This is a genomic window from Paracoccus lichenicola (genome assembly GCF_009708075.1).
GTDB classification, from domain to species: Bacteria; Pseudomonadota; Alphaproteobacteria; order Rhodobacterales; family Rhodobacteraceae; genus Paracoccus; species Paracoccus lichenicola.
The window spans coordinates 260,480-282,259 of record NZ_WMBT01000002.1; the positions used below are offsets into that span (position 1 = coordinate 260,480).

16 protein-coding genes and 1 tRNA gene are annotated in these 21,780 nt (G+C 67.3%); 6 read left to right on the forward strand and 11 right to left on the reverse strand.

Translation table 11 applies throughout. The features are described 5' to 3' along the window. Positions 1-51: 51 nt before the first annotated feature. From GIY56_RS04770 to GIY56_RS04780, 3 genes are all read left to right on the forward strand, one after another. Complete coding sequence (locus GIY56_RS04770; protein ID WP_154763660.1) at positions 52-1,242, forward strand: hypothetical protein; 1,191 nt, start codon at positions 52-54, stop codon at positions 1,240-1,242. Next, positions 1,239-2,594, forward strand: coding sequence for a cytochrome P450 (locus tag GIY56_RS04775; RefSeq protein ID WP_154763661.1), 1,356 nt, complete (start codon positions 1,239-1,241; stop codon positions 2,592-2,594). The genes GIY56_RS04770 and GIY56_RS04775 overlap by 4 nt, the downstream gene beginning before the upstream one ends. A gap of 34 nt (positions 2,595-2,628) precedes the next feature. Continuing rightward, a tRNA-Ala gene (locus GIY56_RS04780) sits at positions 2,629-2,704 on the forward strand. Between the two features lie 8 nt (positions 2,705-2,712). Here the strand turns inward: GIY56_RS04780 and GIY56_RS04785 are convergent. Further along, a complete protein-coding gene (locus GIY56_RS04785) occupies positions 2,713-4,146 on the reverse strand; it encodes an NCS1 family nucleobase:cation symporter-1 (protein ID WP_154763662.1) in 1,434 nt (477 codons plus the stop codon). Between the two features lie 189 nt (positions 4,147-4,335). Next, complete coding sequence (locus GIY56_RS04790; RefSeq protein WP_154763663.1) at positions 4,336-5,745, reverse strand: class II 3-deoxy-7-phosphoheptulonate synthase; 1,410 nt, start codon at positions 5,743-5,745, stop codon at positions 4,336-4,338. 145 nt (positions 5,746-5,890) lie between these two features. Between GIY56_RS04790 and GIY56_RS04795 the strand changes: the two genes are divergently transcribed. Further along, positions 5,891-6,868 carry a GlxA family transcriptional regulator gene (locus GIY56_RS04795; RefSeq protein WP_154763664.1) on the forward strand — a complete coding sequence of 326 codons (978 nt, stop codon included), beginning with the start codon at positions 5,891-5,893 and terminating at the stop codon, positions 6,866-6,868. A gap of 52 nt (positions 6,869-6,920) precedes the next feature. On the opposite strand, the gene GIY56_RS04800 is transcribed toward GIY56_RS04795, so the two are convergent. From GIY56_RS04800 to GIY56_RS04825, 6 genes are all read right to left on the reverse strand, one after another. Next, positions 6,921-7,370, reverse strand: coding sequence for a F0F1 ATP synthase subunit epsilon (locus GIY56_RS04800; protein WP_154763665.1), 450 nt, complete (start codon positions 7,368-7,370; stop codon positions 6,921-6,923). A gap of 9 nt (positions 7,371-7,379) precedes the next feature. After that, entirely contained in the window at positions 7,380-8,804 is a 1,425-nt protein-coding gene (gene atpD, locus GIY56_RS04805; RefSeq protein WP_154763666.1) for a F0F1 ATP synthase subunit beta, read from the reverse strand. A 17-nt stretch (positions 8,805-8,821) separates the two neighbouring features. Beyond that, positions 8,822-9,700: a F0F1 ATP synthase subunit gamma gene (locus GIY56_RS04810; protein WP_154763667.1), complete on the reverse strand. Its 879-nt coding sequence runs from the start codon at positions 9,698-9,700 to the stop codon at positions 8,822-8,824. Between the two features lie 12 nt (positions 9,701-9,712). Continuing rightward, positions 9,713-11,248, reverse strand: a complete 1,536-nt coding sequence (gene atpA / locus GIY56_RS04815) for a F0F1 ATP synthase subunit alpha (RefSeq protein WP_154763668.1) — start codon at positions 11,246-11,248, stop codon at positions 9,713-9,715. Then, a complete protein-coding gene (locus tag GIY56_RS04820) occupies positions 11,248-11,808 on the reverse strand; it encodes a F0F1 ATP synthase subunit delta (RefSeq protein WP_328288443.1) in 561 nt (186 codons plus the stop codon). Before GIY56_RS04820 ends, atpA begins: the two co-directional genes overlap by 1 nt. Positions 11,809-12,272: 464 nt before the next feature. Beyond that, positions 12,273-13,103: a methyltransferase domain-containing protein gene (locus tag GIY56_RS04825; RefSeq protein WP_154763670.1), complete on the reverse strand. Its 831-nt coding sequence runs from the start codon at positions 13,101-13,103 to the stop codon at positions 12,273-12,275. A 58-nt stretch (positions 13,104-13,161) separates the two neighbouring features. Here GIY56_RS04825 and gloB point away from each other — a divergent pair, with 58 nt between their 5' ends. Next, positions 13,162-13,908 (forward strand): hydroxyacylglutathione hydrolase, encoded by a 747-nt coding sequence (gene gloB, locus GIY56_RS04830; protein ID WP_154763671.1) that lies wholly within the window; start codon positions 13,162-13,164, stop codon positions 13,906-13,908. 212 nt (positions 13,909-14,120) lie between these two features. Next, positions 14,121-16,442 (forward strand): ATP-dependent Clp protease ATP-binding subunit ClpA, encoded by a 2,322-nt coding sequence (gene clpA / locus GIY56_RS04835; protein WP_328288444.1) that lies wholly within the window; start codon positions 14,121-14,123, stop codon positions 16,440-16,442. Between the two features lie 183 nt (positions 16,443-16,625). On the opposite strand, the gene GIY56_RS04840 is transcribed toward clpA, so the two are convergent. From GIY56_RS04840 to mfd, 3 genes are read right to left on the reverse strand one after another with little or no spacing between them, the layout of a single operon-like run. Then, positions 16,626-17,261 (reverse strand): aminotransferase class IV, encoded by a 636-nt coding sequence (locus GIY56_RS04840; RefSeq protein ID WP_196053549.1) that lies wholly within the window; start codon positions 17,259-17,261, stop codon positions 16,626-16,628. Continuing rightward, positions 17,222-18,334 carry an aminodeoxychorismate synthase component I gene (locus tag GIY56_RS04845; RefSeq protein ID WP_328288445.1) on the reverse strand — a complete coding sequence of 371 codons (1,113 nt, stop codon included), beginning with the start codon at positions 18,332-18,334 and terminating at the stop codon, positions 17,222-17,224. The genes GIY56_RS04840 and GIY56_RS04845 overlap by 40 nt, the downstream gene beginning before the upstream one ends. Further along, positions 18,331-21,777, reverse strand: a complete 3,447-nt coding sequence (gene mfd / locus GIY56_RS04850) for a transcription-repair coupling factor (RefSeq protein WP_154763673.1) — start codon at positions 21,775-21,777, stop codon at positions 18,331-18,333. The genes GIY56_RS04845 and mfd overlap by 4 nt, the downstream gene beginning before the upstream one ends. Positions 21,778-21,780: the final 3 nt, after the last annotated feature.

Consider the following 21,780-nt stretch of genomic DNA (forward strand, 5'->3'; position numbering starts at 1 on the left):
TGCGACACGCCCGGGTTGTCCTATGCTGCGCCCGCACCACGGGACACCACCATGACGCGACCCTTCCGCCGCCGGGTTCTGTACCTTCCCGGCTTCGATCCCATGCCCCCGCGCCGATACCGCGAGATGTATCGCCGCGAATCGCGGATGCAGGCGCGGATCAGCGGCTATGACCTGGCCATGGAACGGCCTGCCCAGGGGACCGCGTTCGGCTGGCAGACGCGCGCGCGCTTTCCCGAGGGAGAGGCCGAGGCGCGGGTCGAGGTGCTGGTCTGGTCCGACCTCGTGCAGGCCTCGATGCGCACCGGGATCATGGCGACCTATGCGCAGATGCTGCGGACGGCCTGGATCTATGTACGCTCGGGCGCGCTGCGGCGGATGATGCGGCTGCGGCGGGGTCCGGTGCTGGCTGCGCTGTATCCGGTCGCGGTGCTGCTGGGGCAACTGCTTGGCGCGGTCCTGGCCGCGGTGCTGGCGGGATGGGCGGTCATGGCCCTGACCGGCCTGCCCTGGCTTGCGGTCCCCCTGGCGCTGGTCGCCGCATGGGGCGCGCTGGTCGCGGCCAAGTCCCAGGACCACCGGCTGTTCGCGCATTACCTGATCCACGACTATGCCTTCACGGCCAGCCTGCACGGCGCCTATCCGCCGGTCCTGGAAGACCGGCTGGCCCGGTTCACGGACCGCCTGTCGGACGCGCTGGCCGAGGATATCGACGAGGTTCTGGTCGTCGGCCACTCCTCGGGTGCCTATCTGGCGGTGTCGCTGGTGGCCGACGTTCTGCGCCGGGGGGCTGGCGGGACCGGTCCCGCGCTGGCGCTGCTGACCCTGGGCCATGTGGTGCCGATGGCGGCCTTCCTGCCGGGCGCCCATCGCCTGCGCGCCGACCTGGGCCTTCTGTCCGAACGGCCGGATCTGTTCTGGCTGGATGTCACCGCGCCCGGGGACGCCTGCAGCTTCGCGCTCTGCGATCCGGTGGCCGTGACGGGCATGGCCGGGCCGGGGCAACGCTGGCCGCTGGTGATCTCGGCCGCGTTTACCCAAACCCTGTCGCCCCGCCAGCAGCGCGACATGCGCCACCGCTGGATCCGGCGGCACATGCAGTATCTGTGCGCCTTCGAGCGGCCGGGCGATTACGATTACTTCGCCATCACCGCCGGGCCGCGCCGCCTTGCCGACCGCTTCGCGGACAGGCAGCACTCGCCCGGCCGCATCACGACCCCTGTCGCAGGACGGATGCGATGATCCCCCCCCGCCCCCCGACAAGCGAAGGCCAGGGCAGCGTCCTGCGCTTTGCCCGCGCCTTCCGCCGCGACCTGCTGTCGGCCCTGCCCGAACGGCTGTACGGCGCCTGGATGGCGGAATTCCGCAGCCCCCTGATCCACAGCTTCGTCTGCAACGACCCGGCCCTGGTGCGCCTGATCCTGAAGGACCGCCCCGGTGATTTCCCCAAGTCGGACCGGCTGCGCGCCGGACTGGCGCCCCTGCTGGGCGAATCGGTCTTCGTCACCAACGGCGCGCAATGGGCCGCGCAGCGCCGCATCATCGACCCCGCCTTTGAAGGCGGGCGCCTGCACGACAGCCTGCCCGCGATCTTCGCCGCAACGGATGCCACCGTCGCCCGCCTGCGCCCCGGCGAACAGGATATCGAGCCCGAATGCAGCCACGCCGCCGCCGACGTGATCTTTCGCGCGCTGTTCTCGATGCCCATCGAACACGACACCGCCGCGCGGGTGTTCCGCGCCTTCCGCGCCCACCAGGACGCGCAGCCGGTGGTCAACCTGGCGGCTCTGCTGCCCTGGCCGCGCTGGCTGCCGCACCCTCATTCGCGCCGCACGCGCCGCACGGCAGCCGAGATCCGGGGCCTCATCGCCACCCTTGTCGCCAACCGGATGCAGGCGATCCGCGAGGGCACCGCCCCCGACGACCTGGCCACGCGGATCATGACGACGCCGGACCCGCAGACAGGCCGCCGCTTTTCCGCGCCCGAGATGGTGGACCAAGTCGCGATCTTCTTCCTGGCGGGCCACGAGACCAGCGCCTCGGCCCTGGCCTGGGCGCTGTGGCTGTTGGCGGCCTATCCCGAATGGCAGGACGCCATTGCGGCCGAGGCCGCCGCCCTGACCCCCGACATGGCCGCAATCAACGCCCTGCGCACCACCCGCGCCGTCTTCCGCGAGGCGCTGCGCCTTTATCCCCCCGTCCCGATGATGGTCCGGCAGGCCACGCGGGCGGAAACGATGCGCGGCCGCCCCGTGCCCGCAGGCGCGCAGCTGGTCCTGTCGCCCTGGCACCTGCACCGCCACCATCGCCTGTGGGACCGGCCCGACGACTTCGACCCCGGCCGCTGGTCCCGCCCCGAGGGCAAGGCCAGCGCCCGCGACGCCTTTATCCCCTTTTCGGCGGGCCAGCGCGTCTGCCCCGGGGCGGGCTTCGCCATGATCGAGGGCGTGGTGATGCTGGCCCGCATCGTCGCGGCCTTCCGCCTGGAACCGGGGAGCAAGCCCCCCGTCCCCGTCGCCCGCCTGACCGTCCGCGGCCGCGACGGCATCGCCATCCGCCTGACGCCGCGCGAAAACCTCGCGCCCCCCGCTTGACATTCCCTCGCCACGGGACAAAAAGGGCGCCAGTGGGGCCGTAGCTCAGTTGGTAGAGCGCGTCGTTCGCAATGACGAGGCCAGGGGTTCGATTCCCCTCGGCTCCACCAGTTCTCTCCTACACCGCATCTCCGCGCCGCAGCGCATAGTAGACGCCGCCGCCCACGGCCACGCCGAAGAACCAGCCATAGGTGCCCCACCAGGCGGGCAGAAGCGTGGTGAAGGTCGGCAGGATCGACGAAAAGACCATGCCGATGCCAAAGGCGATGAAGGCCTTGGAGTGCCAGCCGTTCTGGAACCGGAACTCGCCGTTTTCCTGATAAAGCGCGGCCACGTCCAGGCGCGACCTGCGGATCAGGTAGTAATCCACCATGATGATCCCGAAGATCGGACCCATGGTCGAGCCGATGAAGTTCACGAACTGCGCCGCCCCCGTTTCCCACGGCGCCCAGGGAAACAGCGCCAAGGATATCAGCGCCGCGATATAGCCGCCGCCCTTGAAGGAAATCCGCGACGGGAACGTGTTGGAAAAGTCGAAGGCGGCGGACACGAAGTTCGCCACCACGTTGATCCCCAGCGTCGCCACGGCGAAGGTCAGGGCGGCCAGGATCGCCAGGAACAGGCTGTCGAACTTGGCCGAGATCTGTTCGGGGTGAAGCAGCACCTCGCCATAGACGGCATAGGCGGCGGTGGTGGTGACGCCCGCGACCAGGCAGAAGGCCAGCAGGTTTACCGGCAGGCCCCACAGGTTGCCCTTCAGCAGCGCGCGTTCGTCGGTGGCATAGCGCGAGAAGTCGCAGAAGTTCAGGTAAAGCGCCGCGAAATAGGTGATCCAGGTCGCGGCGACGGCGGCCAGCGCGGCGAAGCTGCCGGGGGCCGAGGTGACGCCCGCATCGCGCGTGGCGGCGATCAGCACGTCTTGCGGGATCTCTGACCCAAAGGAAAAGGTGCCGGATTTCGCGACCAGATAGACCGCCAGGACCAGCATCACGATCCAGACGGCGGGACCGGCCCAGTCCTGGAACTTGCGGACCGTTTCCATCCCGTTCTGGATGATCAGAAGCTGCGCGCCCCAGACGATCAGGAAGCAGATGAAGGTCAGGGTCGAATGGCCCAGCAGGAAGCTGGTCTGGTGAAATTCCAGCAGCGCCGGGCTGCGGATCAGCAGGGCGACCAGGGCGCCTGCCGCAGCCGCCGTCTGCGCGCCGTACCAGAAGCAGGCGACCACCGCACGGACCAAGGCCGGGACGTTCGCGCCGAAGGTGCCGAAGGACGCGCGGGCCAGCACCGGGAAGGGCACGCCGGTGCGCACGCCCGCGTTGCCGACCATGGTCATCAGCACGAAGATCACCAGCGACCCGATGCCGATCGCCAGCACGAAGTTGACGAAGCTGCCGCACAGCAGGAACAGGCTTGCGGCCAGATAATAGCCCCAAAGGCTGTGCACGTCCGAGGTCCAGACGTTGAAGATCGAGAAGGCGCCCCACTTGCGGTCCTGCGCAGGCGCAAGATCCTCGTTGTAAAGGGCGGGAGATGGGTTTTCCAGCTGCATGATACCCTCCTGCTGGGTTGCCGGGCGGGGGCCATGGCGACAGGCTGCGGTCCCGATGACACCACAGGATCATGCATCACGGTTTCGTGGAAAGACGTATCGGCACCGCGCGGCAAAAAAGCCGAAGGGGCGCGGCAAAACGGCATCAAGGGAACAGCCGCCAGAGGGGACCGGCGGCTGTCCGGGTTTTTATCCCGCCAGGGCGTCCGGCTGGACCTGGACGCCCGCCTCTCGGCGGTTGCGCAGTTCCTCGGCCACCAGGAAGGCCAGTTCCAGCGACTGGCTGGCGTTCAGGCGCGGGTCGCAGGCGGTGTGGTAACGGTCCGACAGATCCTCGTCGGTGACGGCGCGGACGCCGCCGGTGCATTCGGTCACGTCCTTGCCGGTCATCTCGAAATGCACGCCGCCGGGGATGGTGCCTTCCGCCTTGTGGACGGCGAAGAATTCCCGCACCTCGCGCAGGATCGAATCGAAGGCTCGCGTCTTGTAGCCGGAGGACGACTTGATGACGTTGCCGTGCATCGGGTCGCAGGACCAGACGACATTCGCGCCCTCGGCCTGCACGGTCTGCACCAGGCGCGGCAGGTGGTCGCCCACCTTGCCCGCCCCGAAGCGCGCGATCAGCGTCAGCCGCCCCGGTTCGTTTTCCGGGTTCAGCTTGGCCATCAGCGCCTTGAGGTCGTCCGCCGTGGTCGTGGGTCCGCATTTCAGGCCGATGGGGTTCTGCACGCCCCGGCAGAATTCGACATGCGCGCCGTCCACCTGGCGGGTGCGGTCGCCGATCCAGATCATGTGGCCCGAACCCGCCACAGGCAGGCCGGTGGTCGAATCGACGCGGGCCAAGGCTTCTTCGTATTCCAGCAGCAGCGCCTCGTGGCTGGTGTAGAAATCGACCTTGGACAGCTGGTGCGCGGTGTCGGAATTGACGCCGGCTGCCTGCATGAAGGCCATGGCGTCAGCAATGCGCCCCGCGATGTCGCGGTATTTCGCGGCCTCGGGTCCGCCCACGAAATCGGCGATCCAGCTTTGGACGCGGTGCATGTCGGCAAAACCGCCCGTGGAAAACGCCCGCAGCAGGTTCAGGGACGCCGCCGCCTGCGTATAAGCCGCCAGCATCCGCTGCGGATCGGGAATGCGCGATTCTGCCGTGAAGTCGAAGCCGTTGATGATGTCGCCGCGATACGAGGGCAGCTCGACCCCGTTCATCACCTCGGTCGGCGCGCTGCGGGGCTTGGCGAACTGGCCCGCCATGCGGCCCACCTTGATCACCGGCATCTGCGCGCCCCAGGTCAGCACCACGGCCATCTGCAACAGCACCTTGAAGGTGTCGCGGATGTTGTCGGCGCTGAATTCGGCGAAACTTTCTGCGCAATCGCCGCCTTGCAGCAGGAAGGCCTTGCCTTCCGCCGCCAGGGCAAGCTGGGCCTTCAGGCGCCGCGCCTCGCCCGCAAAGACCAGGGGGGGATAGCGGCGCAACTGCGCCTCGACCGCCTGAAGGGCCACAGGGTCGGTATAATCCGGCATCTGGACGCGGGGATAGGCGCGCCAGCCGGCCTTGTCCCAGCTTTGGGTGGCGGTCTTGCGGTTCTCCTGCGTCATGGCACGCACTCCTTGGGAAATGGTCGTGACGGTATAGACGGGATGAGGGCAAAGGAAAAGCCGGACTGCATGGTCCCTGCCCCCTCTTGCGGCGACCCCGAATCCCTGATGATGTCGTGCGATCACGCGCGCAAAGACTGCCCCCATGCCATCCGACAAGCCCCGCCGGTTCACGTTCCTGCTGCTGGACCGTTTCACCATGCTGCCCTTTACCGCGGCGATCGAGCCGCTGCGCCTGGCCAACCGCGCGGCGGGCCGGACGCTGTATGGCTGGCGGCTGGTCGGGCCGGGCCAGGACCACGCCACATGCTCGAACGGGGCGCGGGTCGTGCTGGACGCGTCGATCGAGGTGGAAACCCCGGCGGAACGCGACGACGTGGTGATCGTCTGCGGCGGCACGGACATCGCGCGGACCGCGACAAGGCCGGTGCTGAACTGGCTGCGCAAGCAGGCGCGCGGGGGCGCGACCATGGGGGGCGTCTGCACCGGCGCGTGGGTCCTGGCCGAGGCGGGCTTGCTGGACGGGCGCAAGGCCACGATCCATTGGGAAAACCACGACGGCTTCGCCGAGGCCTTTCCTCAGGTGGACCTGTATCGCTCGGTCTTCGTGAACGACGGCAACCGGCTGACGGCTGCGGGCGGCACGTCGTCCATCGACCTGATGCTGCACCTGATCGCCGAGGCTCATGGCGACGCCCTGGCGACCGAGGTGGCCGACCAGATGCTGCACACCGCCATCCGCACCGACCAGGACCGGCAACGGCTGTCGATCCCCACCCGGATCGGCGTCCGCCATCCGCGCCTGGCCGCCGTGATCGCGCGGATGGAATCGAACCTGGAGGAGCCGATCAGCCCTGCCCGACTGGCGGCGGATGCGGGCATGTCCACGCGGCAACTGGAACGGCTGTTCCGCCGATACCTGAACCGCAGCCCGAAACGCTATTACATGGAAACGCGGCTGGCGCGCGCGCGCAACCTGCTGATGCAGACCGAAATGCCCATCATCGAGATCGCGCTGGCATCAGGCTTTTCCAGCCCGTCGCATTTCTCGAAATGCTACCGCGCGTTCTATGGCAGCACGCCTTATCGAGAGCGCGGGACCGGGGCTGCCGCATCCGCATAGAAAAACCCCGGCGCGGGGTGCCGCGCCGGGGTTTGTCAGGGATCGGACCGGATCAGCTTGGAACGGTGGACTGGTTCGGATCGAGGCCAACATGGGTGCCCAGGGCCTCCATGTCCGCCAGCAGCTTGGCGGCGGCGGTGACGACATCCTCGCCCACCGAGTCGCGGCGGCTTTCGGCGGCGCGGCGGTTGCGATGCGCATCCGCCATCATCTCGTTGAAGACGGCTTGGGTCAGTTCCCCGCGCGCATGGCCGCGTTCGGCCAGCAGGCTGACCGAATCGGGACCGATCTCGACAAAGCCGCCGGTCACGGCGAAATCACTCGCCGACCCGTCGGCGCCGATCACCGTGACCAGGCCGGGCCGCAGTGTGACGATGGTCGGCGCATGGCCGGGCATGGCGGTCAGGTCGCCATCCGTGCCCGGCAGGCGCACCTCGCGCACCGCGACGGAAACCAGTCTCCGTTCCGGCGACACGAGGTCGAACTGCATGGTATCGGCCATCCTGCCCCCTTACGCGGCTTCTGCCGCAAGACGCTGGGCTTTCGCCTTCACGTCCTCGATGTCACCGACCATGTAGAAGGCCGATTCCGGCAGGTGGTCGTATTCGCCGGCAACCACGGCCTTGAACGAGGCAATGGTCTTTTCCAGCGGCACCTGAACGCCGTCGGACCCGGTGAAGACCTTGGCCACGTCGAAGGGCTGCGACAGGAACCGCTGGATCTTGCGGGCGCGGGCCACCGTCAGCTTGTCTTCTTCCGACAGTTCGTCCATGCCGAGGATCGCGATGATGTCCTGCAACGACTTGTATTTCTGCAAGATCCCCTGAACGTCGCGGGCGACCTGATAATGCTCCTCACCCACGACGGCGGGGTCGAGGATGCGGCTGTTGGAGTCCAGCGGGTCCACGGCCGGGTAGATGCCCAGTTCCGAAATCGCGCGCGACAGCACGGTCGTGGCGTCCAGGTGGGCAAAGGTCGTGGCGGGCGCCGGGTCGGTCAGGTCGTCGGCCGGAACATAGACGGCCTGGATCGAGGTGATCGAGCCGTTCTTGGTCGAGGTGATGCGTTCCTGCATCGCGCCCATGTCGGTGGCCAGCGTCGGCTGGTAACCCACGGCCGACGGGATGCGGCCCAGCAGCGCCGACACTTCGGACCCGGCCTGCGTGAAGCGGAAGATGTTGTCCACGAAGAACAGAACGTCGGTCCCGGTCGAGTCGCGGAACTGTTCGGCCACGGTCAGGCCGGTCAGCGCCACGCGCATCCGCGCCCCCGGCGGTTCGTTCATCTGGCCGTAAACCAGGGCAACCTGCGACTCCGCCAGATTGTCCGGCTTGATGACGCCCGATTCCACCATCTCGTGATACAGGTCGTTGCCCTCGCGGGTGCGTTCGCCCACGCCCGCGAACACGGAATAGCCCGAATGCACCTTGGCGATGTTGTTGATCAGTTCCATGATCAGAACGGTCTTGCCGACGCCCGCGCCGCCGAACAGCCCGATCTTGCCGCCCTTGGAATAAGGCGCCAGCAGGTCGATGACCTTGATGCCCGTGACCAGGATTTCGGAACTGGTCGCCTGCGCCGCGAATTCCGGGGCCGGCTGGTGGATCGACCGGCGTTCCGTCACGTTCAGCGGCGCGCCTTCGTCAACGGGTTCGCCCACGACGTTCAGGATGCGGCCCAGCGTCACGTCGCCGACCGGAACGGTGATCGGGCCGCCGGTGTCGCTGACCGGCTCGCCGCGGACCAGGCCCTCGGTCGCGTCCATGGCGATGGTGCGCACGGTGTTCTCGCCCAGATGCTGCGCCACTTCCAGGATCAGCTTCTTGCCGTTGTTGCTGGTTTCCAGCGCGTTCAGGATCGCGGGCAGGTGGTTGTCGAACTGCACGTCAACGACGGCGCCGATCACCTGCGTGATTTTACCAGTGGCCTCTGCCATGTGATTACCCCTAGGTGTCAGAGCGCCTCGGCGCCCGAGATGATTTCGATGAGTTCCTTGGTGATCGCGGCCTGACGCGAGCGGTTGTACACCGTTGTCAGCCGGTCGATCATGTCGCCCGCATTGCGCGTGGCGTTGTCCATGGCCGTCATCCGCGCCCCCTGTTCCGAGGCCGCATTTTCCAGAAGCGCCGCAAACACCTGCGTCGCGATCGAACGCGGCAGCAGGTCGCCAAGAATGGCCTCCTCGCCGGGTTCGTAATCGTACAGCGCCGAGGCACCGCCCGCCGCCCCGCCTTCCGGCATTTCGGCCGGGATGATCTGGCGCGCGGTCGGAACCTGGCTGATCACCGATTCGAAGCGGTTATAGAAGATCGTCGCCACGTCGAAGTCGCCGGCCTCGAACCGGTCCAGCACGTCGTCGGCAATGGCGCGGGCATTGTCGTAGCCCACGCGCTTCACTTCGGACATGTCGACATGGCTGACGAACAGGCTGCCATAATCGCGCTTCAGCTGCTCGCGGCCCTTCTTGCCGACGGTCAGGATCGCGACTTCCTTGCCCTCGCCCCGCAGACGTTCGGCATGTTGCCGGGCCAGCTTGACGATGGTGCTGTTGAAGCCGCCGGCCAGACCGCGTTCCGAGGTCATCACGACCAGCAGATGCTTGCGGTCGGCCCCCGTCCCGGCCAGCAGGCGCGGCGCCGATGCGGAACCGGCCGCATTCGCGGTCAGCCCGGCCATCACCGCCGCCATCCGGTCGGCATAGGGACGCGCGGCTTCCGCCGCGTCCTGCGCCCGGCGCAGCTTCGCGGCGGCGACCATCTGCATCGCCTTCGTGATCTTCCGCGTGTTCTTGACGCTTCCGATCCGGTTCTTGAGATCCTTGAGACTGGGCATCTATTCCCCCTCTCAGGCGCGGGTCTTGTTGTATGCGTCCAGAGCGGCCTTGATCGCGTTCTCCAGATCACCCGAAACCTTGCGGTCGTTGCGGGTCATGTCGTCCAGCAGGTCGGCCTTCTGGTTGCGCAGGAACTGGATCAGCCCGTCTTCCCAGGCCACGACCTCGCGCACCGGCACGGTGTCGATGTAGCCCTTGGTCCCGGCATAGATCACGATCACGATTTCCGCGTTCGTCAGCGGGCGGTACTGCGGCTGCTTCATCAGCTCCGTCAGGCGCGAGCCGCGGTTCAGCAGGCGCTGCGTGGCCGCGTCCAGATCGGACCCGAACTGCGCGAAGGCCGCCATCTCGCGATACTGGGCCAGTTCCAGCTTGACCGGACCGGCGACGGATTTCATCGCCTTGGTCTGGGCCGCCGAACCCACGCGCGACACCGACAGGCCGGTGTTCACGGCCGGGCGGATGCCCTGGAAGAACAGTTCGGTTTCCAGGAAGATCTGGCCGTCGGTGATCGAGATCACGTTGGTCGGGATATAGGCCGACACGTCGCCCGCCTGCGTCTCGATGATCGGCAGCGCGGTCAGCGAGCCGGAGCCGTTGGCCTCGTTCAGCTTGGCCGAACGTTCCAGCAGGCGCGAGTGCAGATAGAACACGTCGCCCGGATAGGCTTCGCGCCCGGGCGGACGGCGCAGCAGCAGCGACATCTGGCGATAGGCCACGGCCTGCTTGGACAGGTCGTCATAGATGATCAGTGCGTCCATGCCGTTGTCGCGGAAATATTCCCCGATCGCGGTGCCCGAATAGGGCGCCAGGAACTGCATCGGCGCGGGGTCGGACGCGGTCGCGGCCACCACGGTCGTATAGGCCATGGCCCCGGTTTCTTCCAGCTTCTTGACCAGCTGGGCCACGGTCGAACGCTTCTGACCCACGGCGACATAGATGCAGTGCAGGGTCTTCATGCCCTCGGCCTCGCGGCCGTTGTAGTTCTGCTGGTTCAGGATCGTGTCCAGAACGATGGCGGTCTTGCCGGTCTGGCGGTCGCCGATGATCAGCTCGCGCTGGCCGCGGCCGACCGGGATCATGGCGTCAACCGACTTCAGGCCGGTCGCCATCGGTTCGTGAACCGACTTGCGCGGCATGATGCCGGGGGCCTTCACGTCGGCGATCCGGCGCTCGGTCGCCTCGATCGGACCCTTGCCGTCGATCGGGTTGCCAAGCGCGTCCACGACGCGGCCCAACAGGCCCTTGCCGACCGGCACGTCCACGATGGACCGCGTGCGCTTGACGGTGTCGCCTTCCTTGATCGCCCGGTCATCGCCGAAGATCACGATCCCGACGTTGTCGGTTTCCAGGTTCAGAACCATCCCCCGGACGCCGCCGGGAAATTCCACCATCTCGCCGGCCTGCACCTTGTCCAGGCCATAGACGCGGGCGATGCCGTCACCAACGGACAGCACCTGACCCACCTCGGCCACCTCGGCCTCCTGGCCGAAGTTCCTGATCTGATCCTTGAGGATGGCCGAAATCTCGGCAGCCTGGATTCCCATTATCCGACCTCTTTCATAGCATTCTGGAGGGAGGCAAGCTTCGAGCGGATCGAGCTGTCGATCATCTGCGAGCCTAGCTTGACGATCATGCCGCCGATGAGGGTTTCATCGACGCGCGTGTTCAGTTTGACGATCTTGCCCGACTTCAGGGCCAGCGTGTCGCGCAGGCGCGCCTGCTGCTCGCCGGTCAGCGCGACCGCGCTTGTGACATCGGCCGTGACCTCGCCGCGTTCCACGGCAATCCGGTCCTGCAACTGGCGCACCAGTTGCGGCAGCACGAACAGGCGGCGGTTCCGGGCCATCAGTTGCAGCGTGTTCGACAGCACCGGCGACAGGCCCATCTTCTGCGCCACGGCACCGATGGCGCGGGCCTGGTCGTCGCGGGTGTAAAGGGGCGAACTGATCAGGCTGTGCAGATCCGCGCTGTCATGCAGCGCCGTGCCCAGATCCTCGGTCTGCCGGGCCAGGGCGTCCAGGCCCCCGTCTTCCTTGACGATGTCGAAGACGGCCTGCGCATAGCGCCCGGCGATGCTCTGGGACATGGAAACAGAGTTGGCCACGGTCATCCTTTACGGTTTGCGCAAGCCCCGCTGGCGGGCCGGGCGTTCGTCCGGTCTGTCGCGGGGTGCGGGTCGCGTTCGCACGGCCTTTGGGACCGTCATGAAATCTGCGGCGTCTCTAGCAGGTGAAATCGGCCCGGGCAACCGGCTAGCGCACGGAAATGAGAAGGATTGCGACCTTCGGATCGCAACGGCACCCGCAGCACGGGCGGCATCGCGGCGCCGAAGCGAAGAACGCTTGCCGCGGGACCGGTCCTTCGCAGTTGCAGCATGGATCGCGTGAACAACCCGGCGTGACCTGCCACCCATGCAGGTGACGCGCCACGCCGGGACTACTGGCAACGATACAAGGCAGGCGTTTTTCCGGTTCCAGGCGATGCCGAACGCGGCGAAACGGAAGACTCGTTAACGGCAGGCCACCAGATACAGGCTTCATATAGGCGACTTTGCTGCACTGCGGCAGTTCACCTTATGGACAGGTCCTGATCGATTCGGGCCGGCTGCCGGTCATTTTCTTGCAGATGCTGCAAGTTTCGCCCCGCAGGCGCACGGGTCGGACGCGGCCTGACGACGCCATCCAGGATCTCCAGCGGGCTTGGCACGTGGACGCGCAGGTCAGGTCCCAGGGGGGCGCGAACCTGCTTGGTCAACTCGATCAGCACCACGCCCGCGATCAGCACCCGGCTGATGCGCGCGCCCGTGCGTTCCCACATCTGCGCGCTGCCCAGCCAGAAGCGGCGGTCCGAGGGCGGGATATACACCGCCGAGCCGTGCCAGTCGGGCACGAAGCCCGCGCGGCGCGCCTGCGTCTCGATCTGCCCGGTGGTGTAGCTGCGCCCGAAACCGAAGGGCGTGCGGTCGGATGCCGCCCACAGCCCCGCGCGGTTCGGCACCATGACCATCATCCGCCCGCCGGGACCGAGCACGCGCCAGGCCTCGGCCAGCAGGGCGGCGGGATCGTCGCTGGTCTCCAGCCCGTGAAGAAGCACCAGCCGGTCCACGCTGCCGGTTTCCAGCGGCCAGGCGGTCTCGTCGCACAGGACGCTGTGATTGGGCATCCCGGCGGGCCAGGCCATCACCCCCTGCGGGCCGGGCATCAGCGCCGTGACGCGCCGCGCCGTCGGCAGATAGGGTCTCAGCATCGGGGCGGCGAAGCCGAAGCCCGCGACGTTCATGCCGGTGCAGCCCCCGGGCGGCCAGCGCGTCATCAGCCGGTCGCGCAGGATGCGCTGGACGACGCGCCCAAGCGCGCGCTGGTAATAGAAGCTGCGGAGATCGGCGATATCGTGGTGCATTGCGCCCCGGCCCGGCTTTTGACAGGCTCGACCTCATCACAGGAAAGGGATTTTGCCAATGCCGCTGGAACTGGTCACGCTGCGCTGCCGCCAGGACAACTATGCCTATCTGCTGCATGGCGACGAGGGCACGGTCCTGATCGACGCCCCCGAAGCCGCGCCGGTCCTGCGCGACCTTCAGGCGCGGGACTGGGGCCTGTCGGCGATCCTGCTGACCCATCATCATGGCGATCACGTCGATGGCGTGGCGGAACTGGTGCGCGAAACCGGGGCGATGGTGATCGGCGCAGCGGCGGATGCGCACCGCCTGCCGCCTCTGGACCTGCGGATCACGCCGGGCGAGCCGCTGGAAGCCCTGGGCGAGCCGGTCGAGATCATCGACGTTCCCGGCCACACCGTCGGCCACGTCGCCTTCCATTTCCCCCAATCGGGCTATGCCTTCACCGCCGACAGCCTGATGGCCCTTGGCTGCGGCCGCCTGTTCGAGGGAACGGCCGCGATGATGTGGGACAGCCTGTCGCGCCTGAACGCCCTGCCCGCCGATACGCTGATCTGCTCGGGCCACGATTACTGCGCGGGCAACGGCGCCTTCGCCCTGTCGGTTGATCCCGGCAACCAGGCGCTGCGCGACCGGCTGGCGGCGGTCCAAGAGGCGCGCCAGCCCTGCGCGCCTGCCACCCTGGCCCTGGAACGCGACACCAACCCCTTCCTGCGCGTCGCGGCGCTGCGCGCCCCCCTGGGGATGGAAAACGCCCCCGACGCCGAGGTCTTCGCGCGTCTTCGATCCATGAAGGACGCGTTCTGACGGGCAAGTGAAAAGCCCCGCTTCGCGAGCCGCGCTTGAAATTCGCGCGGCGGCGCATCACATCTGCCTCAACCGTGGGAAAATCGTGGCATCCGCGTGAAAAAGCACTTGATGCCGACCGAATTCCACCAAATCTTAACTGTATCGTGACAGTCTGGGCAGGTGGGCACAAGATATGCCCATACCGCCAGCCGACTGGACAGGAGACGACCGTGCCAAGTTTCTCGACCTCCCTGGAACAGGCCATTCACCAGGCGCTTGCGCTGGCGAACGAACATCGACACGAGCTTGCCACGCTCGAACACCTGCTGCTGGCCCTGACCGAGGAACCGGACGCGGTCAAGGTGATGCGGGCCTGCAACGTCGATCTGGATGAATTGCGCAAGCTGTTGATCGACTTCATCGAAGACGATCTTTCGACCCTCATCACCGATGTCGAAGGATCCGAGGCCGTGCCCACCGCCGCCTTCCAGCGGGTGATCCAGCGCGCCGCGATCCATGTCCAAAGCTCGGGCCGGCAAGAGGTGACGGGCGCCAACGTGCTGGTCGCGATCTTCGCCGAACGCGAATCCAACGCGGCCTTCTTCCTGCAGGAAATGGACATGACCCGTTACGACGCGGTCAACTTCATCGCGCATGGCGTGGCCAAGAACCCGTCCTTCAACGAAAACCGCAAGGTCGTGGGGTCGGACGAACCCGAACAGAAGCAGGCCGAGGCCGCGCCCGAATCCAAGGACGAAACCGCCCTTGGCAAGTACTGCGTCGATCTGAACGCCAAGTCGAAAAAGGGCGACGTGGACCCCCTGATCGGCCGCGAGCCTGAGGTCGAACGGGCCATCCAGGTCCTGTGCCGCCGCCGCAAGAACAACCCGCTGCTGGTGGGCGATCCGGGCGTCGGCAAGACCGCCATCGCCGAAGGCCTGGCGCTGAAGATCACGCGCGGGGAAACCCCCGACGTGCTGGCAGGCGCCACGATCTTTTCGCTGGACATGGGCGCGCTGCTGGCGGGCACCCGCTATCGCGGCGACTTCGAGGAACGCCTGAAGGCCGTCGTGAAGGAGCTTGAGAACCACCCCGACGCGATCCTGTTCATCGACGAGATCCACACGGTGATCGGCGCGGGCGCGACCTCGGGCGGGGCGATGGATGCGTCGAACCTGCTGAAACCGGCTTTGTCGGGCGGCAAGCTGCGCTGCATGGGATCGACCACCTACAAGGAGTTCCGGCAGCACTTCGAAAAGGACCGCGCCCTGTCGCGCCGGTTCCAGAAGATCGACGTGAACGAGCCTTCGGTGGCCGACACCATCAAGATCCTGATGGGCCTGAAGCCCTCCTTCGAGAAGCACCACGACCTGCGCTATACCAACGAGGCGATCAAGTCGGCGGTGGAACTGGCCAGCCGCTACATCAACGACCGCAAGCTGCCCGACAGCGCCATCGACGTGATCGACGAGGCGGGCGCGGCCCAGCACCTGGTCAGCGAAAGCAAGCGGCGCAAGACGATTTCCCCCAAGGAGATCGAGGCCGTGGTGGCCAAGATCGCCCGCATCCCGCCCAAGAACGTCAGCAAGGACGATGCCGAGGTTCTGCGGGACCTGGAAGCGACGCTCAAGCGCGTGGTCTTCGGCCAGGATGCGGCGATCACCGCGCTGTCCTCGGCCATCAAGCTGGCGCGGGCGGGGTTGCGAGAGCCTGAAAAGCCCATCGGCAACTATCTGTTCGCCGGACCCACGGGCGTGGGCAAGACCGAGGTCGCCAAGCAGTTGGCCTCGACCCTGGGCGTCGAGCTGCTGCGCTTCGACATGTCGGAATACATGGAAAAGCACGCGGTTTCCCGCCTGATCGGCGCGCCTCCGGGCTATGTCGGCTTTGACCAGGGCGGGATGCTGACCGACGGCGTGGATCAGCACCCCCATTGCGTGCTGCTGCTGGACGAGATCGAGAAGGCGCACCCTGATGTCTACAACATCCTGCTGCAGGTGATGGACCACGGGAAACTGACCGACCACAACGGCCGTCAGGTGGATTTCCGCAACGTGATCCTGATCATGACCTCGAACGCGGGCGCGTCCGACATGCAGAAGGCCGCGATCGGTTTCGGCCGCGACAAGCGCGAGGGCGAGGATACCGCCGCCATCGAGCGGACCTTCACGCCCGAATTCCGCAACCGCCTGGACGCGATCATCAGCTTTGCCGCGCTGTCGCGCGACGTGGTGGTCCATGTGGTCGAGAAGTTCGTGCTGCAACTGGAAGCGCAGCTGATGGACCGCAATGTCCACATCGAGCTGACCGCTGAGGCCGCCGACTGGCTGGCCGAAAAGGGTTACGACGACAAGATGGGCGCCCGTCCCCTGGGCCGCGTGATCCAGGAACACATCAAGAAGCCGCTGGCCGAGGAACTGCTGTTCGGCCGGCTGACCAAGGGCGGCGTGGTCCGCGTGAAGATCGAGGACGACAAGCCCGCCTTCGACATCACCGGTCCCGACGCCCCGCGCATCGGCAAGTCCAAGACGCCGCTGCTGACGGCGGAGTGATCGCCTGACCTGACCTTGGAAGCCCCGCCCGACCCTGTCGCGGCGGGGCTTTCGTTTTGAAGTGGCGCGATGCTTCCGCTCTCTGGGGGATTGCTTCCAGGCGATAGCTGTTCTCGTGGGGGCTTTCGTCTGCCGAAGGCGCGACGTTTCCGGCCCCCTCGACGGGGGTTGGAAACGCTCCCCTCAGGCCAGGCGCGCCGGAATCAGGCCGCGCAGGGCGTTGCCCATGAACAGATCCCCGGTCTCCAGATCGGCGGGCAACAGCCGCGCCTCTTGGACTTGGCCCGTTTCGATCAGCGACTGGCGCAGCACGCCGGGCAGCAGCCCGCAATCCAGCGGCGGCGTCAGGAGCCGATCCTCCCGCCGCAGGAACAGGCTGGTGATGGTTCCCTCGCACACCTCGCCGCGTTCGTTCAGCAGGATCGCTTCGTCAATGCCACCCGGCAGCGCGGCGCGGGCGCGGTCATAGACCGGACGATGCGAGGTCTTGATGCGCAGCCAGGGATCGCCGCTGTCCAGCCGCAGGGGCGACAGGACCACCCACCAAAAGCCCGGGTTTGGCCGCAGCGGCTGGTGCGTCACGCCGATCGTCCCCGCCGCATCCACGCTCAGCCGCGCCCGCAGGATCTGCCCGCGCGGCAGGCCAGCCAAGGCGCCCTCGACCGCCGCCCAGTCTAAAGAAAATCCCACCGCCGCGCAGTCCCGCCGCAGCCGGTCGCGGTGCAGCGGCCACAGCGCGATGCGGCCATCCGCCTCGGCCCGCATGGTCTCGAAGACGGTCAGCCCCTCGGGGACAGGTCCAGGAACGCGGCCTTGCACAGCGCTTCCTCCCATTCCGATCCGGCGCGGCTGTCATGGGTGATGCCGCCGCCGACGTTCAGCAACAAGCGGTTTGGCGCCTCCAGCACGGGCGTGCGGATCGCCACCGAAAAGCGCATCGGCCCGGCCGGATCCATCCAACCGATCGCCCCGCAGTAAACCCCGCGCGGCGCCCCTTCCAGTTCCGCGATGATCTGCATGGCCCGGATCTTGGGCGCGCCGGTGATCGACCCGCAGGGAAACAGCGCCCGCAGGATCGCCGGCAGACCCGTCCCCGGCGCCAGTTGCCCGGTGACGGTCGAGATCATCTGGTGGACCGTCGCATAGGTTTCGACATGGAACAGCCGCGGCACGCGGACGCTGCCGGGCAGGCAGACGCGCGACAGGTCGTTGCGCAGCAGGTCCACGATCATCAGGTTCTCGGCCCGGTCCTTTTCGGACGCGGCGAGGGCGGCACGCTCCGCGTCTTGGGCGGCGTCAGCCCCACGCGGGGCGGTGCCCTTCATGGGCCGCGTCTCGATCCGGCCCGAGGCATCGACGGCGAAGAACAGCTCGGGGCTGCGCGACAGCACGACCGGGCCGCCCAGATCGACGAAGGCCCCCTCGCCCACCGGCTGACGCGCAGCCAAGGCGGCATAGAGCGCCAAGGGATCGCCCGCCGCATCGGCCCCCATCGGAAAGGTCAGGTTCACCTGATAGCAATCGCCCGCCGCGATGTAGTCCCGCGCCTTGGCGATGGCCGCGTCATAGCGTGCCCGCGACCACAACGGCCGCGCGGGGCCGATGGTCCCCGCCGGATCGGGCAAGGCGGGCACGGGGCGCGGCGCGTCGAAGACGCCCATCAGGATCAGCGGGTGATCGCGCCGGGCGGGCATCAAGGGGGCCAGCTTCGGGATCAGCGCATGGCCCAGTTCATAGGACAGGCAGCCCGCGACCCAATGGCCCTGCGCCCGCGCGGCCTCGATGGCCGTCAGGGCCGGGCCGACCCCCGCCGCGGTGTCGGCGCGGATCACCGTGCGGGGCGCCGCGAACAGGGTACCGCCGGGCAGCGGCCCGTGGTCGAAGCGGATCACTTTCCGGCCTTGGCCTTGGCCGCGAGGTCGCGCGCGACGGCGAAGGCGCCCTTGATGCGGTCGGCGTCGGATTTCCAGTCGCGCGGCACGAAAATCTTGTTGTCGGTGATCTTGGCCTTGCCGTTCTGCTCGGTCAGGAACTCGACCAGACCGGCGGGGTTGGGGAACTTGTCCATGTGGAACTGGACGGTCGCCCCCTTTGGCCCGGCATCCAGGCGCGAGATATTGGCGCGCTTGGCCATGGCCTTGATGCGGATGACCAGCAGCAGGGTGTTCACTTCCCTTGGCAGGGGTCCGAAGCGGTCGATCAGTTCGGCGGCGAAGCCCTCGAGTTCCACCTTGGTGGTCAGGCCGGACAGGCGGCGGTAAAGGCCCAACCGCACGTCCAGGTCGGGGATATAGCTTTCCGGGATCGTGACCGGCACGCCCAGGTTCAGCTGCGGCGCCCATTCGTCCTCGGGCGTGCCCTCGATCTCGCCCGATTTCAGCTTGGCGATGGTTTCCTCCAGCATCTGCTGGTAAAGTTCGAACCCCACTTCCTTGATATGGCCCGATTGTTCCTCTCCCAGCAGGTTGCCCGCGCCGCGCAGGTCCAGATCCTGGGATGCGAGGTTGAAGCCCGCGCCAAGCCCGTCGATGGACCCCAGGAACTTCAGCCGCCGCATGGCCTGCGGGGTCAGCGGCTGGCGCGGCTTGGTGGTCAGATAGCAATAGGCGCGCGTCTTGGACCGGCCGACGCGGCCCCGGATCTGGTACAATTGCGCCAGGCCGAACATGTCGGCGCGCCAGACGACCATGGTGTTGGCGGTGGGGATGTCGAGGCCGCTTTCGACGATGGAGGTCGCCACCAGCACGTCGTGGCTGCCGTCGTAAAAGGCGTTCATCCGCCCGTCCAGATCGCCCGCCGCAAGCTGGCCATGGGCGACCAGGTAGTTCAGCTCGGGCATGTTCTCCTTCAGCCAATGTTCGACATCGGGCAGGTCGGTCAGGCGCGGCACCACGAAGAAGCTTTGCCCGCCCCGGTATTTCTCTCGCAGCAGGGCTTCGCGGATCGTCACGCTGTCGAATTCGCTGACATAGGTGCGGATCGACAAGCGGTCCACGGGGGGCGTGCCGATCACCGACAGGTCGCGCACGCCGGTCAGGGACAGTTGCAGCGTGCGCGGGATGGGCGTCGCGGTTAGGGTCAACACGTGGATGTCGCTGCGCAGTTCCTTGAGCCGTTCCTTGTGGGCCACGCCGAAATGCTGTTCCTCGTCGATGATGAGCAGGCCGAGGTTCTTGAACCGCACGCCCTTGGCCAGCACCGCATGGGTGCCGACGACGATGTCGACGGTGCCGTCCGACAGCCCTTCGCGCGTCTTCGCGGCGTCCTTGGTGGACACGAAGCGCGACAAGGGGCGCACGCAGATCGCCGTGCCGCGGAAGCGTTCGGCGAAGGTGCGGAAATGCTGGCGCGCCAGCAGCGTCGTGGGCGCAACCACCGCGACCTGCATCCCCTGGCTGGCGGCGATGAAGGCCGCGCGCATCGCGACCTCGGTCTTGCCGAAGCCCACGTCGCCCACGATCAGGCGGTCCATGGGGCGGCCTGCGGACAGATCCTCCATCACGTCCTCGATGGCGGACAGCTGGTCCTCGGTCTCGGAATAGGGGAAGCGGGCGGCGAAGGCCTGCCAGTCGTGATCTTCCGGCTCCAGCACGGGGGCGGCGCGCAGCAGGCGTTCGGCGGCCACCCGCATCAGCTTGTCGGCGATCAGCTTGATGCGTTCCTTGAGGCGCGCTTTCCGCGCCTGCCAGGCCCCGCCGCCCAGGCGGTCCAGCAAGCCTTCCTCATGCCCATAGCGGGACAGCAGCTCGATGTTCTCGACCGGCAGATACAGGCGGTCGCCGCCCGCGTATTCCAGCGCCACGCAGTCGTGGGGCACGCCCGCCGCCGTGATGGTTTCCAGGCCGGTATAGCGCCCGATGCCGTGTTCGACATGGACCACCAGATCGCCCGGCGTCAGGCTGGTGGTGTCGCGCAGGAAGTTGTCGGCCTTGCGGCGCTTTTTCGCGCCCCGGATCAGCCGGTCGCCCAGCACGTCCTGTTCGGAGATCACCGCCAGCTTGCCCAACGCCTGCCCGTCGGCCACGAAGCCTTCGTCCAGCGGCCAGACGGCAAGACCCACCACGCCCGGTTTGTCGGACAGGTCGCGGACATCGGTGATGGGCTTGGCGCCCGCCAGGCCTTCGTCGGCCAGCAGCCCCGACAGGCGTTCCCGCGCGCCGTCCGAGAAACTGGCGACGATGACCCGGTGATCCCTGGAAAGCGCCTTCACATGATCGGCTAGGGCCTTGAACAGGTTGATGCTTTCCGCCTGGCGTTCGGGCGCGAAGTTGCGCCCCACGCGCCCGCCCGCGTCCAGCACCCCCGGTCCCGGCGGCTGCGGCAGGACCGACAGGCGCAGCACGCGATACGCGGCCAGCCAGCCGTTCCATTCCCCCTCGGTCGGGAACATCGCGTCTGGCGGCACGGGCTTGTAGACCGTGTCGCTACGCCCCTTGGCGGCCATCGCGGCCTTTCGCGCGCCGAACTGTTCCCCGATCATGCCGCGCCGGGCGTCGATCACCTGGCCGATATGATCGTCCAGCACGACGGATGCGCCGGGCATGTAATCGAACAGGCTTTCCATCCGGTCGTGGAACCAGGGCAGCCAGTGTTCCATCCCCGCCGTCTTGCGGCCCGCGCTGACGCTTTCATACAGCGGGTCGTTGGTGCCGCCGCCATATTCCATGCGGTAATTCTGGCGGAACCGGGTGATCGCGTCGGGATCCAGGATCACCTCGGACATCGGGGCCAGTTCGATCCGGGACAGCTTTTCCGTGGTGCGCTGCGTTTCCACGTCAAAGCGGCGCGCGCCGTCCAGAACATCGCCGAACAGGTCGAGCCGCACCGGACCGGATTCGCCCGGGGGGAAGATGTCGATGATGCCGCCGCGCACGGCATAGTCGCCGGGTTCCGTCACCGTGGGCGATTGGGAAAACCCCATGCGCACCAGGAAATCGCGCAACGCGGATTCATTGATGCGGTCGCCCACGCGGGCGATGAAGCTGGCGTCCCGGACCACGTCGCGCGCGGGCACGCGTTGCAGGACCGCGTTCAGCGTGGTCAGCAGCACGAACGGCCCCTTGACCGCCCCCTGCGCCAGGCCTGCCAGCGTCGCCATCCGCGCCGCCTGGATGTCGGGCGAGGGCGAGACGCGGTCATAGGGCGTCGTGTCCCAGGCCGGGAAATCCAGCACGGCAAGACCGGGCGCAAGGAAAGCCAGGGCCGCGCGCATGGCGGCCATGCGGCGGTCGTCGCGGGCGATGTGGATGACGGGCGCGCCGCGCGCGGCCTCGCGCGCGATCAGGGCGGCGTCATAGCCTTCGGGCGCGCCGGAAAGGATCAGGTGTTCGGCCATGGG

Excerpts from the sequence above, each read along its gene's own strand:
- atpA (WP_154763668.1), bottom strand. The coding sequence starts at position 11,248 with ATGGGAATCCAGGCTGCCGAGATTTCGGCCATCCTCAAGGATCAGATC.
- mfd (WP_154763673.1), bottom strand. The coding sequence starts at position 21,777 with ATGGCCGAACACCTGATCCTTTCCGGCGCGCCCGAAGGCTATGACGCC.
- GIY56_RS04790 (WP_154763663.1), bottom strand. The coding sequence starts at position 5,745 with ATGACGCAGGAGAACCGCAAGACCGCCACCCAAAGCTGGGACAAGGCC.
- gloB (WP_154763671.1), top strand. The coding sequence starts at position 13,162 with ATGCCGCTGGAACTGGTCACGCTGCGCTGCCGCCAGGACAACTATGCC.
- GIY56_RS04775 (WP_154763661.1), top strand. The coding sequence starts at position 1,239 with ATGATCCCCCCCCGCCCCCCGACAAGCGAAGGCCAGGGCAGCGTCCTG.
- GIY56_RS04785 (WP_154763662.1), bottom strand. The coding sequence starts at position 4,146 with ATGCAGCTGGAAAACCCATCTCCCGCCCTTTACAACGAGGATCTTGCG.
- GIY56_RS04825 (WP_154763670.1), bottom strand. The coding sequence starts at position 13,103 with ATGCACCACGATATCGCCGATCTCCGCAGCTTCTATTACCAGCGCGCG.
- GIY56_RS04810 (WP_154763667.1), bottom strand. The coding sequence starts at position 9,700 with ATGCCCAGTCTCAAGGATCTCAAGAACCGGATCGGAAGCGTCAAGAAC.
- GIY56_RS04795 (WP_154763664.1), top strand. The coding sequence starts at position 5,891 with ATGCCATCCGACAAGCCCCGCCGGTTCACGTTCCTGCTGCTGGACCGT.
- GIY56_RS04770 (WP_154763660.1), top strand. The coding sequence starts at position 52 with ATGACGCGACCCTTCCGCCGCCGGGTTCTGTACCTTCCCGGCTTCGAT.
- atpD (WP_154763666.1), bottom strand. The coding sequence starts at position 8,804 with ATGGCAGAGGCCACTGGTAAAATCACGCAGGTGATCGGCGCCGTCGTT.
- GIY56_RS04800 (WP_154763665.1), bottom strand. The coding sequence starts at position 7,370 with ATGGCCGATACCATGCAGTTCGACCTCGTGTCGCCGGAACGGAGACTG.